General features: G+C 36.3%; 10 protein-coding genes and 1 tRNA gene. 7 read left to right on the top strand and 4 right to left on the bottom strand.

Annotated elements, in window-relative coordinates; genetic code table 11:
• Positions 1 to 166: 166 nt before the first annotated feature.
• The 4 genes from ACFSQJ_RS16380 to ACFSQJ_RS16365 all read left to right on the top strand — a co-directional run bounded on the left by ACFSQJ_RS16380 (position 167) and on the right by ACFSQJ_RS16365 (position 4,283).
• The gene (locus tag ACFSQJ_RS16380) at positions 167 to 916 is read left to right on the top strand and encodes a hypothetical protein (RefSeq protein WP_377768041.1); all 750 of its coding nucleotides are present in this window, start codon (positions 167 to 169) and stop codon (positions 914 to 916) included.
• A 219-nt stretch (positions 917 to 1,135) separates the two neighbouring features.
• Positions 1,136 to 2,320 carry a serine hydrolase domain-containing protein gene (locus ACFSQJ_RS16375; protein WP_377768040.1) on the top strand — a complete coding sequence of 395 codons (1,185 nt, stop codon included), beginning with the start codon at positions 1,136 to 1,138 and terminating at the stop codon, positions 2,318 to 2,320.
• Between the two features lie 7 nt (positions 2,321 to 2,327).
• On the top strand, positions 2,328 to 3,719 hold the full coding sequence (locus tag ACFSQJ_RS16370; protein ID WP_377768039.1) for a sodium:solute symporter family protein: 1,392 nt from the start codon (positions 2,328 to 2,330) through the stop codon (positions 3,717 to 3,719).
• A 348-nt stretch (positions 3,720 to 4,067) separates the two neighbouring features.
• Positions 4,068 to 4,283 (top strand): hypothetical protein, encoded by a 216-nt coding sequence (locus ACFSQJ_RS16365; protein WP_377768038.1) that lies wholly within the window; start codon positions 4,068 to 4,070, stop codon positions 4,281 to 4,283.
• 249 nt (positions 4,284 to 4,532) lie between these two features.
• Here ACFSQJ_RS16365 and ACFSQJ_RS16360 read toward each other — a convergent pair whose 3' ends face one another.
• From ACFSQJ_RS16360 to sppA, 3 genes are read right to left on the bottom strand one after another with little or no spacing between them, the layout of a single operon-like run.
• Complete coding sequence (locus ACFSQJ_RS16360; RefSeq protein WP_377768037.1) at positions 4,533 to 7,241, bottom strand: AsmA-like C-terminal region-containing protein; 2,709 nt, start codon at positions 7,239 to 7,241, stop codon at positions 4,533 to 4,535.
• 33 nt (positions 7,242 to 7,274) lie between these two features.
• Positions 7,275 to 7,982, bottom strand: coding sequence for a queuosine precursor transporter (locus ACFSQJ_RS16355; RefSeq protein WP_377768036.1), 708 nt, complete (start codon positions 7,980 to 7,982; stop codon positions 7,275 to 7,277).
• Between the two features lie 46 nt (positions 7,983 to 8,028).
• A complete protein-coding gene (sppA, locus tag ACFSQJ_RS16350; RefSeq protein WP_377768035.1) occupies positions 8,029 to 9,789 on the bottom strand; it encodes a signal peptide peptidase SppA in 1,761 nt (586 codons plus the stop codon).
• Between the two features lie 119 nt (positions 9,790 to 9,908).
• Here sppA and folK point away from each other — a divergent pair, with 119 nt between their 5' ends.
• Entirely contained in the window at positions 9,909 to 11,054 is a 1,146-nt protein-coding gene (folK, locus tag ACFSQJ_RS16345; RefSeq protein ID WP_377768034.1) for a 2-amino-4-hydroxy-6-hydroxymethyldihydropteridine diphosphokinase, read from the top strand.
• A 148-nt stretch (positions 11,055 to 11,202) separates the two neighbouring features.
• Here the strand turns inward: folK and ACFSQJ_RS16340 are convergent, their stop codons facing one another.
• Positions 11,203 to 11,733 (bottom strand): RNA methyltransferase, encoded by a 531-nt coding sequence (locus tag ACFSQJ_RS16340; RefSeq protein WP_377768033.1) that lies wholly within the window; start codon positions 11,731 to 11,733, stop codon positions 11,203 to 11,205.
• A gap of 128 nt (positions 11,734 to 11,861) precedes the next feature.
• On the opposite strand from ACFSQJ_RS16340, the gene mutS reads away from it, so the two are divergent.
• Together mutS and ACFSQJ_RS16330 are read left to right on the top strand one after the other, a co-directional pair.
• On the top strand, positions 11,862 to 14,444 hold the full coding sequence (gene mutS, locus ACFSQJ_RS16335; protein ID WP_377768042.1) for a DNA mismatch repair protein MutS: 2,583 nt from the start codon (positions 11,862 to 11,864) through the stop codon (positions 14,442 to 14,444).
• A 109-nt stretch (positions 14,445 to 14,553) separates the two neighbouring features.
• A tRNA-Gly gene (locus ACFSQJ_RS16330) sits at positions 14,554 to 14,626 on the top strand.
• The last annotated feature ends 64 nt before the right edge of the window (positions 14,627 to 14,690 follow it).

Here is a 14,690-nt window from a genome sequence, read left to right as displayed (position 1 = left end):
AGATGAGTTCTTGGCCCATATATCCGCATTTATGAAAATCCAACCTTCTTACAGGCAAATATCCCTTATATCCCAAATTGTGTAAATTTATTCAAAATCAAAGGTGGTTTTGAGACAGACTGCCGTTAGCAACAATTAATCAAAGCTCGTTCTAATTTTAATCTAAATGGATAAAAACAACTTTCTAGATAAGGCTACATTAGAAATAATCCCTAAACTTATTTTAGTATTTACCTCGCTTTTGATAACCTTAGGAGTAATAAGTTCAGTAGTCTATTATAAATCATTTTCTATTAATATTCTTGAGAACATTGAGATTGGAGAAGCCCTAATGTTGTTTATTTCAAAGTTCACAATATTTGCTATTCCGGCGACTTTTGGACTTATAATTGGGATACTTATATACTCCAGAGAAGATGAAACAACTAAGAACTCCAAAAAAACCGAGAAGCCTAAAAGACTTAGGCCAAATTTGAAACAAGAGTTATTTGCAATTTTTGTAATTGTACCACTATTTACTTTATCCTTTTTAGGTTTCTCTCCTTTTGTAATTTGGACAATACCTTTAGCGCTAATAGTTCGATTATATGTTTTATACTATATCACCAAAAAATCAAAAATATATTTTCAACGTAAAAATTTAAATAGCAACTTCGTAAATTACGTACTAGTCGGTGGTTTTTCTATAATATTAGTAGCTGGAATAGCAATGTTTCAGGCATACTTAGTTTATAATGGTCATACTGGAAAAAAGGTAACCTTGTACTATTCAAATGGCGCTATTAAGCAAACTAATTCTTTGAATTTGTACTTAGGAAAAACAAAATCTAATTATTATCTCTATGATAAATCCAATGGTAGTGCAACAATACTAAAATCGAATCAAATCGATAAAATGGAAATACAATTGGACTAAAAAATAACTGCAGCTAACACAACCTAAACGTATTGCGGACTTTAGGGCAAAAACGAAAGGTCTGTGTACATTTATATTGTCGCTAAATCTTATGGATTTAGCTTTGGAACAAAAAAGAAAAAGCAAAACAATAAGCTTTAGCTTCATGCGCAGACGGAAACGAAAGGTTTCCTTACTACCGCACTACGCTTAGCCCAACCGTTAGCAACAATTAATACAATGAAAAGCCACATAATAACCACCATTCTTGCTTTCTTACTCTTATCATGTAATGAGCAAAATGAATCGAATAGATTTCCTACTCAGGCATGGGAAACATCAAGTTTTGAAAATGAATACTTGAATAGAGAGCCTATTAATGATTTATTAAATGAGATTGAAAATGGAGTTTATGGCAATGTTGACCAACTTCTATTGATTAAAAATGGGAAATTGGTATTAGACCAGTCCTTTACGAATAATTACAAAAATATAAGTAAAGGCAAATCTGGTATTCTTGGGTGTGGATTTAGCACATGTAAAGATTCAACTAAATTTGGAGACTACAATTACTACCATCCAAATTGGCATCCATATTATCAAAACCAACGAATTCATACTTTACAATCTGTTACAAAGTCGATTGCTTCAATTATGATTGGTGTAGCTATCAAAGAAGGTGATATTAGAAATACAGATGTCAAGGTGCTTGATTTTTTTGATGACTTTGACTTATCAAAAGTTGATGAATCTCTTAAAACCGTAACATTGGAAGATTTGTTGACAATGCAACTGGGAATGGAATGGCACGAAATAGATAGACCCTTAGATTCTACAAATACTACAGCGCAGCTTGAGGGAAGTAAAGATTGGATTCAATTTACTTTAAATCAACCCATGGATACTTTACCAGGAACAAAATGGGTATATAATAGTGGTGCCAGTCAGCTAATGTCTGGGATTATTAAAAAAGCTACGGGATTGTATATTGATGAATATGCTGAAAAACATTTGTTTACTCCTTTGGGAATTAAAAATTTTCATTGGAAAAAAGCACCAACAGGGTATCCAGACGCTTTAGGTGGATTGTATTTAGAAGTCCAAGATTTGGCAAAAATTGGATACTTAATGCTAAATAATGGAACTTGGGATGGACAACAAATAATTTCGTCAGAATGGGTAAAAAGGAGTGTATCAAAACATGTCACTTTCGAAAATGAAGGAGGCTATGGATACCAATGGTGGAGGGACGATGAGGATGGCATAGAAATCTGGGCTTGTCATGGTTTTGGTGGGCAATATCTATTGGTTTTTCCAAAATTTCAAAGCATTGCCATAGTGAATAGCTGGAACATATTTGATGAAGAAATAAAGAGCATTGCTAGAGCAACCAGAACTGCTGTGATTCAATCAAACTCTCTATAACCATACTATGAATTCAAGCCAATTGGTAATCCTTATTTTCGGAGTACTTTATTTTAGCTTTATCCTCTTTACCCGAAAAAAAGGAAATTTTGAAGAGTATTCTGTAGCAGGCAGAGGTCTTGGTTTCTTTCTTATTTTCTCTTCACTTTGTGCCTCATTTATAGGGCCAGGATGGTCCATGGGATTAGTGAGAGAAGGTTTTTCTACGGGTATGTTTTTGGCTTACTTGCTTCCGTTCTGTGGTCTCGGATTAATACTAGTAGGTATAATTTTAGTACCAAGAATCAGAAATAAATTCAATGATATATATTCTATTGGAGATTTGGTTGGAGGTACAAAAAGTCACAATCATAAATTTGTACGGCTAGCTACGGGAATTTTTTCTCTTCTCTTTTTTGGGTCTATAACCGTCGCTATGAGCTATGCTGGTGGCGAATTAATAAATAATGTTTTTGGCTTTCCCAAAATATGGGCTATTGTAATTGTAACAACAATTGTAATATCCTATTCTTATTTTGGTGGCATTAGAGCCACTATTCAAACTGATGCTATTCAATTTATTCATTTTATTATTTTGATTCCTATTTTGGCGATTTTGATAGTATCTGATGAGCAGTTTGTTTGGAAAGATTATGTAGAAATAACTTCAGTCAATACTATTAGCGAATTCAATACGCATCCAGTAATTGGAATATTTGGTTTCGGCTTGTTATGGTTACTTAGTTCAACCGGACTCGACTCGGGTGGATTAGGAAGGTTTCTTGCCTCAAAAAACAATACGGTGGCTCGAAATGCAACTATTGCCTCAGGTATATTTATGGCTGCTTGGCTTGTTTTAATGGTTTTTATTGGGAGTACTGGATACTACCTTTATCCAGAACTTGGCAATAATGACCAAGTATTATTGCACATAGCATCAGAACATTTTCCAGGTGTACTTTACGGTATTTTCATTATTGCAATGATTGGCGTAGTTATGTCAAGTCAAGATACGGTTCTGAATGCAGGAAGTATATTATTTAGCGAAGACATCATGGGAACAATGAAACAAATGACAGAAAGACAAAAGCTAAAAGCAGCCAAATTGTATACCATATTAATGGGAATAATCTGCATCATAGTGGCTAGTTACCTGTCTTCAATTCTTGAGGCAATAATGATTATTACAGAATTTTATATCCCAGTTATGATACCCGTAATTGTTTTCTCAATTATCAAGAAAAATTTTCATTGGCAAGCTGCTTTAATATCTATGCTCGTTGGCTTTATTTCATACATAATTTGGAAACAGTTTTTAAGTTTTCTTTTACCTGAGTTAGTAGCGGCTTTAGCCCTAAGTACTTTGTCATATTTAGTAAGTGATTACATTCTAGCTAAAAAACTAAGATTTAATAATTAGCTTATAGCCTATTAAAAAGGAAATAATATTGAAATGTGAATGAAATAACTGTTGCTAACAAAGAACTGGGGTATAAAACATAGCTAATAAGTGTTAAACCCAAGGTTTGTGTATATTCAGAAAGTTCGCCAAATTTTTAATTTGGCTTTTATAAGAGAGAAAAATTAAAAACAAAATATAAAAATTTGGGAGGAATGGAGTTGTGATGCTAGGGTCGGGGAAATTGAAAAAGGACAGCGTTTATTACTGTTCCTAAAAAAGATTGATGGAAACAAGAATTGCTATTATGTCTTTAATGGCAGTACAGGGGAATTATTTGTTTCCACTAATGAGTCAGTCAAAACTTTTATGACTAAGTCATTCCCAAAAGTTGAGGAATTAAAAAAGGGAATTAAAATGTTCCAAAATGCGTTCAAGTTCAATGGAGATTTAAAACAATTTATTGACTCAGAAAGCCATTTCGAAAGGCTAATTCAAAAAAAAGAAATTGACCATATGAAAATGGAAAACGAGTTCTTTAAATTTATAGTGGAAAAGGAACTTAAGTATTATGAAATAAAATAACTAATGCCAACAATGGCTCCTATAAAAAGCCCTAGTCCAGCGTCTCAAAGATAATTAATATGTTTACCGTATCCTTTTTCTTCTTTTTGCCCAATAGACTCCTTCCCTTAATCAAGGGAAGGTGGATTTTGACAAAGTCAAAAGGCGGAAGGGATTCAATTACATATTACTAAACTCGCTTATTTATCTTTCGACAAGCTAAGGATAACAAACACCCCTAAAGTCCCCTCAAGGGGACAATACCTTAAACTAATTCTTTTGCTGTGCAGTATCCTTTTTCTTCTTTTTGCCTAATAAACCTCCCAGAATATTCCCAGCGGCTTCTTTAACGGCATCTTTTTTAGCAGTAGAATCTGGTTGTACAGAGTCTTTCTTTTTCCCTAGAAGACCACCTAATATTTCAGAGGTAGAAGTTTTGGTAGAGTCTGTTGCCGTAGAATCGGTTTTATTACCGCCTAAAAGTCCACCCAACAAATCTTTAGCTTTGTCTTTTCCTTTATTCAATAACTTTTGTTTTTCTATCTCCACCAACTGCTTGGTTAAATTAGAAACACCGGAAGTTAAATCTGTAGTTACATTTGGGCTGGTATAATTACCCCCAATGTTGGCTATAACCGGTATTGTCAAGTCTTTAAGGCTATCATCATTAATTCTTGCGATAAGCTTGTTTACGTCTTCGCCCAAATATTTTGCTGGCACGTCTAAAGTGGCTTTGTACTGCAACTGCCTGTCAAACGTATGGCTACCATTCACATTAACGGTTATGTCTTTGTATTTTAGCGCGAAAGGCTTCACTTTCACAGTTCCATTTTCGAAGGACAAGGCTGTTTTCAATCCTTTTAAGTCGATTGCCTCCATATCTAAAAAGCTCAATTTACTATCTAAAGCTTTAAGCAAAGATGCATTTTTGGTATCTATATTGGTAGACAACACCTCGGCTAGAATATTACCCGTTAGCGCTCCAAGACTGGGCGTCATATCATCTTTTAGATTTCCGGATAGTTTTATGGTAGAATTTAGTTTTCCTTGTAAAGCACTAGCTACTGGGGCCAATACCTTAAACATGTCCAAAGCTTTAAAGGACTCCCCTATTTTAAAACCGTCCATCCCCAAAGCCATATCAAAGGTGGATATTTCGCTTTTTGTAGACACAGAACCGTTCATATTTAGTTTACCGTCAAACAAATCTGAAGTTAAGTTCTGTAATGTCGCAGCTTCATCCTTAATTTTCAATCGCCCAGAAACATTTTTTAAATTAAGATTATCATAAAGCACATTGTTTGCCGTGGCATCAATAGTAGCGTCTAAAAAAGAAGGTATTTTAATACGTTCATTGGTTGTTGGTGTTTCTGAAGTTACATCGGTTGAAACCTCTTCATCAACCATAAAATCATTTAATGCAAAGGTATTGGACTGCAACTTAAAGTTACCTTCTACGTTTTCATCATTAAACAAAAAACCCAACAAATTGTTTATGGTACCAGTAGCCTTAAAATCGGTCTGGCCTGTTTTACCCTCGAAAGAATTCAATGAAACCGTACCTGGATTAAAAGTAACGGCAGCTGTGTTGATGGCCACTGGATTTTTCAATTCCTCAGAATTGTATTTGAAACCTGTTAAATCCATTTTACCACTGGTCTTTGTATTCTCGTACTTTTTATTTTCTATAGAAGCTATATCAAAAGCCGTGGTAACATCAGCCGTCAAAAGCCCCGATAAATCTAAATCTGAAGGAATAGGATATGCCTTGGAGATATTGGCCAAATTCATTTTACCGTCCATATGGGCGTTTACTTTTGTATTACCCAGCAACTCTCTAATTTTTGCATTTACATTAAAACGGTCTTCATCTATTTGAAAAGAAAGATTATTAATGCTTACATAGGTGTCTTCGGTGATACCCGTTTCGTTGTTGATATCCGTATCTATAAATACATTTTTGACCGCTTTGGGCAAATCTGGATATTTAAATGATGCGTTATCGGACTTTAATTTGATATTGAACATTGGAATGTGCGTATCATCAACAATACCTTTTAGCACCCCGTCTACCTCAAAATTTCCAGTGGTCTTTACGCTTTCAATATTCTTGGAATATTCTTCAGGAATTACGGCAAGAAAGTTCTTAAAATCTGAAGATGGTGTCTTAAAACTAATATCCACCTCTTGGTTTTCTTCGTTGACCTTTACAAAACCATCAAAAACCAGTGGTAGTTGATTCACCAAAGCCTTATTCTCTAAAAAGGAATATTTGTTTTCTTTTAAATCTATCCCGATAAGCGCATCCAAAGAAACCTTGTTTTTATTCAGGTATTTGGTGCTATCGAGCTCGAAAGAAACCAAGGCATCCGTTTTGGTTTGTAATTCTGATTGTTCCAAGGACAAATCACCCGTTCCAGCATGGTTGATTTCAGAAACCACCAAATGTGTTTTCGTTGCAAAATCATCATATATGACCTCAGAATTCGTTATCTCATACGATTCTAAAGCCAGTGTAAAACTATCCGAAGCTTCTTCTGGAGTCGTGATCACTTCATCTACTGTCTCTTTGGCGATATCATAATTGGCATTTTCTGCTTCATCTACCTTAATATGTAGTTTGGCATTGTCTACTGTCAGGCTTTTTATACTAATCGGCTCTTCAGCACTTTTAAAGAGTTCTTTTATCGACATACTTAAGGCCACGTTACCTGCTGCAAAAAGTGTATCGCCCTCGAAAGGAGCTTTATTCACCAAAGAAGTATTCGTGAAATCTACATAGGCATTCGGAAAGCTCTTGATAAGACTAAGTTTTACATCCTCAAAATCTAGCGTTGCATTGACGTTCTGATTGACTTTGTTCTTTACAATGGTTGCTATTTTACCCTCTAGAAAAAACGGAATTGCAATCAGCAAAGCCAACAATACTAAAAAAATGATTCCGAAAATCTTTAAGAATTTCTTCTTTGTTTTTGCCATGGTTTATGTTTTACAATAAAATAAGAAGTTGAATTAATCCAACTCAATTTCTTCTCCTATTTTTAAGTTAAATCTTTTTCGCAATAGATATACGAAAAGATAAAGCAAAGGGGTGTCGAGAAATGCTATAAAAATCTTAAAAATAAACCCACTGATGACCAATCCATAAAAAAGCTCCCACGGAATCTCACCAAAAGCGCATAAAAGCAGTACCACGGTAAAAGTGTCTATGAATTGGGAAGAGAACGTAGAAAAGTTATTTCGCAACCATAAGTATTTGCCTTTGGTCACACGTTTCCAAAAATGATAAATCTGTATATCTACAAATTGCGCTAAGAGGTAGGCCATCATTGAAGCAAAAACAGCCACAATGGTATTACCGAAAACATCTGAAAACATACTGTTTGAAACCGGAGACCATTCCGTAGCCGGAACGGCAGAAGCGGTATAGACAATAGCCAAAGAGAAAAAAGAGGCAAAAATGCCGGCAATCACCACTTGGTTGGCCTTACGCTTACCAAAAATCTCCGAAATTAGATCCGTAATCAAAAAGGTTATCGGGTAAGGCAAAATACCCACAGAAATCTCAAATATCGAAGCGCCAAAAATCTTAATATCTCCGAGAGGGTTCCAATAAAAAAACTTTTGAAAAATTAGGTTCGATACTACCAGTGAGGTAATAAACAAAGCTCCAAGATAGAGGTAAATTTGAAACGCAACTCTTTTGTCTTTTTGGGTCATATTCAAAACACCCCTAAAGTCCCATCAAGGGGACAATAGCAAGGTTTTATTTTATGTTTAAGGTAAAAGGCATTCTAGTCTGAACTCCCTTTTGTTTAGATAGTTGCTTAAATTCTTTTAAAATCTGAAAAGCTTCATTGCCCAATTCTTCTTTAATGAAAGCTTCACCTACTTTTGCCTTTGCACCACCAAAGTCTTCCATTAATTTTTCAAAATCAGATTTATATTTTGGATACTTACGAATACCATAACTTTCTAGATCTACCATTTCGGCCGCTGCGGCAATGGCGTCATCTAAATTTCCTATTTCATCGACCAGGCCTAAGTCTTTGGCGTCAACTCCGCTCCAAACACGACCCTGTGCAATAGAATCGACCACGGCAATCGACATATTTCTACCATCGGCAACACGCTGTAAAAAAGTATCATAAGTCTGTTCAATACCTTCTTGAACTTGATTTCTAAAGGTATCGGTCATCGGCTCAAACAAAGAATAATCGACCGAATTTTTATTGGTACCCACTTGCTCGGCATTCACACCGATATCAGCAGCTAATTCATTTATATTCGGTATCGTTCCAAAAACCCCGATGGAGCCCGTAATGGTTGTTGACTCGGCAAAAATCTTGTCAGCTCCGGCAGCAATATAATATCCGCCAGAGGCAGCTACATTACCAAAAGAAACGACCACAGGTTTTATTTTTTTGGTCAGTTCTATTTCTCTCCAAATTATATCGGAGACCAAGGCACTTCCCCCCGGGGAATTCACACGCATCACAATCGCTTTTACACTCTTATTATCCCTTGCCTTTTTTAAGGCCTCGTTGACAACTCCTTGTCCAATAAAATCTTTACCGCCCTCGCCATATAAAATCTCACCCTGAGCATAGATAACAGCAATTTTATCGGCACCGGTTTTTAAGGTCTTTTTACTGGCTACTTTTGCATAATATTCAAAATCAACATAATTCAGCTTTGCATCGGCTTCAACAGCAACACTTTCTCTTAACAAGGATTCATATTCATCAAAATACATATTTCCGTCTACGAGTCCTGAAGCGACGGCGTATTCAGGTGTTCTACCTCCCAAAGTATCTGCAATGACGTTTAAATTGGAAATGTCAATATTTCTTGAAGTAGCTATATCCGTTAGCATACTCGTCCATAAAGAAGTGATCAATTCTTTTATTTGCGAACGATTCGCATCGCTCATGGTGTTCGATAAATAGGGCTCCACGGCGCTCTTGTATTTACCATGGCGAATTACTTCCATTTTTACCCCTGTCTTTTCTTGTAAATCTTTATAATATAATACCTCAGAGGCCAAACCTTTAAAATCCATAGCACCCAATGGATTTAAATACAGTTTATCCGCGATAGTTGCCAGATAGTAATTTTTTTGTGTATAAAAATCAGAGTATGAATAGATAAACTTACCCTCAGCCTTAAAATCGGCAAGAGCTGCCCGTATTTCTTGTGTTTGGGCCAATCCTGCCTGCAAGAAACCGGTGGTCATACTTATCCCTTTTATTTTATCATCATTTTTGGCTACCGCTATGGTATGTAGTATTTCATCCAAGCCCTGACCTTCTTCAAATAATGCTCCGAAAGGGTCTGAGTTATTTTTTCCTTCATAATCCCTTATAGGCGAATTTAAACTCAACTCCAAAATCGAGTTTTCTTTAACTACCACACCGTCATCACCACTGCCAACAAGTGCCGCGAAGACAAAAAACATAAAAAATAGCACACCAAAAGCAATCAAGCAGCCTAGAATAGCCGCGAGTAAATTTCTCAAAAACTTCATTTTACTTTATTTAAATCGGCTACAAAGATAACCATTGTTAGTATGTCTCCCTTTTACGAAATATGTTACAAGATAATTGCGTTAGCTCTTCAAATGTTTTAGTTATTTTGCCATGAAATATGAATAATTCGAATCAGGCATATCTATCTATTGGCAGCAACTTGGGCAATAGACACCTAAACCTACAAAAGGCCCTATTAGCCTTGTGTAAAAAAGGAGTCACTATTCTTAAGACCTCAGCGGTTTATGAGAATGCAGCCGTGGGTTTTGATGGTGAAGATTTTTTAAATGCTTGTATCTTGACAGAAACGTCTTTATCACCTACGGACCTTTTGGAGCAGCTCAAAAAAATTGAGTCTGGTTTTGGAAGAAAAAAAGATGCTGAAGAAGGTTACGCTTCGAGAAACATTGATTTGGATATTCTTTATTTTGATGATTTAATTCTTAACGGGGCGGGGCTCTCCATACCTCACCCTAGAATGACCCTACGAAACTTTGTTTTAAAACCTTTGGCCGATATTGCCCCACAAGTATATCATCCTGTTCTTCACAAAGACACCAGAAATCTTTTACAGGAATGCAAGGACAAAAACAAATTACAAAAAACAGAACACCGCCTTTATAAAAGTAGGATGGAGCTGTTTTCTCAATTGCAGTTCTTGGCGATTGAGGGAAATATCGGAGCAGGCAAGAGCACACTTGCCAAAAAAATAGCCGAAGATTTTAATGCAAAACTCGTCTTGGAACGTTTTGCAGATAATGCTTTTTTGCCAAAATTTTATAAAGACCAAGCGCGCTATGCCTTTCCTTTAGAGATGTCTTTTCTGGCGGATCGTTATCAACAATTTACCGATGACACTTCGCAGTTTGACCTTTTCAAAAAATTTATGGTGAGCGATTACGATATCTTTAAATCACTCATTTTTGCGAAAATTACTTTGCAAAAAGAGGAATTTGAGCTCTATAAAAAGGTGTTCGGTTTTATGTATAACGAAGTTAAAAAACCTGACATCTACGTCTATTTATACCAGAATACGAGCCGACTTTTATCTAATATCAAGAAACGCGGACGCGACTATGAACAGAATATTAGTGCCGATTATCTAGAAAAGATAAATAGAGGATACTTGGATTTCATTAAAAGTCACCCCCATCAAAACACCTTAATGATTGATTTGGGAACCCTTGATTTTGTTGAGAATAATGATGATTACGAGGTTATCTTAGCACTACTCGAAACACGTATAATCGAGCTTACACATTAAGATAATTTTTAGAAAATATTTGGATATAACGAATGGTTTTTATTTATTAGCATCCTGCTTAGACAGAAACTAACTAACTCAAACTATATGTTATGCCCCTGACCACAAGTCGGGGGTTTTTTGTTGCCTACTCCACTGCAACTTAAATTTAAACGCTTAGCTTCGTCCAAAAATCCCATACCGCTACACCTGCACTCACTGAAATATTTAAAGAATGTTTTGTGCCAAATTGAGGAATCTCTAATACTACATCACTCTTAGAAACTACATCTTGAGATACCCCCTTCACTTCATTACCAAAAACAAGGGCATACGTCTTATTTTCTTCAGTATTAAAATTATTTAGCATAGTAGCATTTTCAGCTTGCTCTATTGCTATCACCTCAACGTTTCTTTTTTGGAGACCTTCAACCAAATCAAGCGTACTTTCACGGTATTCCCAATCAACGCTTTCCGTAGCGCCCAAAGCGGTTTTATGAATGTCTTTATGGGGAGGTTTTGCCGTAATACCGCACAGATATATTTTTTCTATCAAGAAGGCATCTGCGGTTCTAAATACCGAACCAATATTGTTTAGGCTTCTAATATTATCTAGAATTAAAATAAGCGGGGTTTTCTTGGCTTTTTTATATCCTTCCACATCTAATCTTCCTAATTCGTCATTGGCAAGCTTACGCATAAATTTATCCACTTTTGGCCTTATAATATCAACAATGGTTTAAGAAACATTTCGAAGTTCCTATTTTCGGTAAAATTAAACTTTTAGAATTGGCGAGTTCAACAAAAACAAAAAAGGTTACCCCTTTAATGCAGCAGTACAATACTATCAAGACCAAACATCCTGATGCGCTTCTGCTTTTTCGTGTGGGTGATTTTTACGAGACTTTTGGTGAAGATGCCGTAAAGGCTGCGCAAATACTAGGCATTGTTTTAACCCACCGTAATAATGGGGGTGATAAAACAGAACTTGCCGGTTTTCCGCACCATTCTTTAAACACGTATTTACCAAAACTGGTAAAGGCTGGTCAGCGCGTAGCCATTTGCGACCAATTGGAAGACCCAAAACAAACCAAAAGTATCGTCAAACGCGGTGTTACAGAATTGGTGACGCCTGGTGTTGCTTTAAACGATGATATTTTGAACGCCAAAAGCAATAATTTTTTGGCATCGGTCCATTTTGGTAGAACAAAATTGGGGGTTTCATTTTTGGATATTTCCACTGGGGAGTTTTTAACTTCGGAAGGATCTGCAGAGCAAATTGATAAATTGCTCCAAAATTTTAGTCCCAATGAAATTCTTGTCTCCAAGGCACATAAAAAGGAGTTTTTAGAGCTTTTTGGCAGTCAACTGCATTCCTTTTTTCTCGAAGATTGGATTTTTCAGGAAGATTATGCCAATGAAAGTTTAACCCAACACTTTAAGACCAAAACACTTCAAGGTTTTGGCGTATCACATTTGCAATACGGTATTATCGCTTCAGGGGCAATCTTACACTATCTCTCTGAAACCCAGCATCGCCAACTACAACATATCAATACCTTACAGCGCATTGCGGAAGAAGAATATATCTGGATGGACCGTTTTACCATAGGTAATCTAGAACTGTACCAGTCTACCAATCTTAATGCCGTTACTTTATTGGTAATTATTGATAAGACCATTTCACCCATGGGTGGTCGTCTATTAAAGAGATGGTTGGCACTTCCATTAAAAAATGCTGAAAAAATACAACAACGCCATCAGGTTGTCTCTTATTTAAAAGAAGAGGAGACACAGCTGCAAAAAATACAGCACTGGATCAAGCAAATGGGCGATTTGGAGCGTTTAATTTCAAAAGTCGCTACTGGCAAAATTAACCCCAGGGAACTCGTTCAGCTTAAAAATTCTTTAGAGGCCATTGTGCCTATAAAACAGTTGGCAAAAGAAAGCTCGAATGTCTCACTTCAAGAAATTGGACACAAGTTATTTTCTTGCGAAGAACTAAGGAGCAAAATAAAGGAAATGCTCAATGAAGAAGCTCCAATAAATATTGCCAAAGGAAATACCATAGCCAAAGGGTATTCAGAAGAGTTAGATGAGTTGAGAGGTTTGGCATTTTCGGGTAAAGACTATTTGAACAAAATGTTGGAACGTGAAACCGAAGCTACCGGTATCACTTCATTAAAGATTGCTTCAAACAACGTTTATGGATATTATATTGAGGTACGGAACGCACATAAAGACAAAGTACCCGAAACTTGGATCCGCAAGCAAACTTTGGTAAATGCCGAACGTTATATTACCGAAGAACTAAAGGAATACGAAGCCAAAATACTAGGTGCCGAGGAGCGTATTTTTAGTTTAGAGCAGCAACTTTTTGAGCAATTATTGGTTTGGATGCAAGCACATATTGTGGAAGTGCAGCAAAATGCACAATTAATTGCACAATTAGATTGTCTTTGTGGTTTTGCCCAATTGGCAAAAGATAACAATTACTCGCTACCCGAAATTAACGATGGCACTGCTCTAGAAATTAAAGAGGGTCGCCACCCGGTTATAGAAAAACAGCTTCCATTGGGCGAAAGTTATATTACCAATGATGTTTTCTTGAATAGAGAAGACCAACAAATTATTATGATTACCGGGCCGAACATGAGCGGTAAATCAGCGATTTTAAGGCAAACGGCCTTGATTGTCTTATTGGCGCAGATGGGAAGTTTTGTACCGGCCGCTTCGGCAAAAATAGGCGTAGTGGACAAAATATTTACGCGAGTCGGCGCAAGTGATAATATCTCTATGGGCGAATCTACCTTTATGGTAGAAATGAACGAGACCGCATCCATCTTAAACAACCTGTCAGAACGTAGTTTGGTACTTTTAGATGAAATAGGGCGTGGTACAAGCACCTATGACGGTATTTCAATTGCTTGGGCGATATCTGAATACCTTCACGAACACCCCTCTCGAGCCAAAACACTTTTTGCGACGCATTATCATGAACTTAATGAAATGACCAATACCTTTGGTCGAATTAAAAACTATAATGTATCGGTCAAAGAGTTAAAAGATAACGTACTTTTTCTAAGAAAACTTGTTGCAGGGGGCAGTGAACACAGTTTTGGAATACACGTAGCAAAAATGGCCGGAATGCCACAGCAGGTAGTTCAAAAAGCCACCAAAATGCTGAAAAAGCTTGAAAAATCACATTCAAGTGAAGAATTAGCCGCTAATTTAGAAACTGCTCAAAACGAAATGCAATTAAGTTTCTTTAATCTTGATGATCCCCTTCTGGAAGAAATAAAAGAGGAAATTCTTCATTTAGATATTGATACCTTAACCCCTGTTGAAGCTTTGATGAAACTTAACGAAATTAAACGCCTACTCAGTAAAAAGAAAAAGGCAAGTTCTTAAAAAAAGTAGGTGCTAAGAAGTTTTATCTTTTCATTTAAAAATTCTTTTAGATTTCAAGAATTGTATTAAATTTGCATCCGCACTTATGAAAGTGCACGTTCATTAAAATGCGAAAATAGCTCAGCTGGTAGAGCATCACCTTGCCAAGGTGGAGGTCGCGGGTTCAAATCCCGTTTTTCGCTCAATTTCAACTCCGCTCTCTCACCGTGGGTGGAGTTTTTTTTATTCTGATACCAATTATCAGGC

The sequence above is a fragment of the Croceitalea marina genome (assembly GCF_042684265.1).
GTDB lineage: Bacteria > Bacteroidota > Bacteroidia > Flavobacteriales > Flavobacteriaceae > Croceitalea > Croceitalea marina.
This window is presented reverse-complemented; position numbering and strand designations above follow the sequence as displayed.

What these genes read in the sequence shown, in the direction of transcription:
- ACFSQJ_RS16360 (WP_377768037.1), bottom strand. Translation starts at nt 7,241, where the DNA reads ATGGCAAAAACAAAGAAGAAATTCTTAAAGATTTTCGGAATCATTTTT.
- ACFSQJ_RS16370 (WP_377768039.1), top strand. Translation starts at nt 2,328, where the DNA reads ATGAATTCAAGCCAATTGGTAATCCTTATTTTCGGAGTACTTTATTTT.
- ACFSQJ_RS16340 (WP_377768033.1), bottom strand. Translation starts at nt 11,733, where the DNA reads ATGCGTAAGCTTGCCAATGACGAATTAGGAAGATTAGATGTGGAAGGA.
- ACFSQJ_RS16375 (WP_377768040.1), top strand. Translation starts at nt 1,136, where the DNA reads ATGAAAAGCCACATAATAACCACCATTCTTGCTTTCTTACTCTTATCA.
- mutS (WP_377768042.1), top strand. Translation starts at nt 11,862, where the DNA reads ATGCAGCAGTACAATACTATCAAGACCAAACATCCTGATGCGCTTCTG.
- ACFSQJ_RS16380 (WP_377768041.1), top strand. Translation starts at nt 167, where the DNA reads ATGGATAAAAACAACTTTCTAGATAAGGCTACATTAGAAATAATCCCT.
- sppA (WP_377768035.1), bottom strand. Translation starts at nt 9,789, where the DNA reads ATGAAGTTTTTGAGAAATTTACTCGCGGCTATTCTAGGCTGCTTGATT.
- ACFSQJ_RS16365 (WP_377768038.1), top strand. Translation starts at nt 4,068, where the DNA reads ATGACTAAGTCATTCCCAAAAGTTGAGGAATTAAAAAAGGGAATTAAA.
- folK (WP_377768034.1), top strand. Translation starts at nt 9,909, where the DNA reads ATGAATAATTCGAATCAGGCATATCTATCTATTGGCAGCAACTTGGGC.
- ACFSQJ_RS16355 (WP_377768036.1), bottom strand. Translation starts at nt 7,982, where the DNA reads ATGACCCAAAAAGACAAAAGAGTTGCGTTTCAAATTTACCTCTATCTT.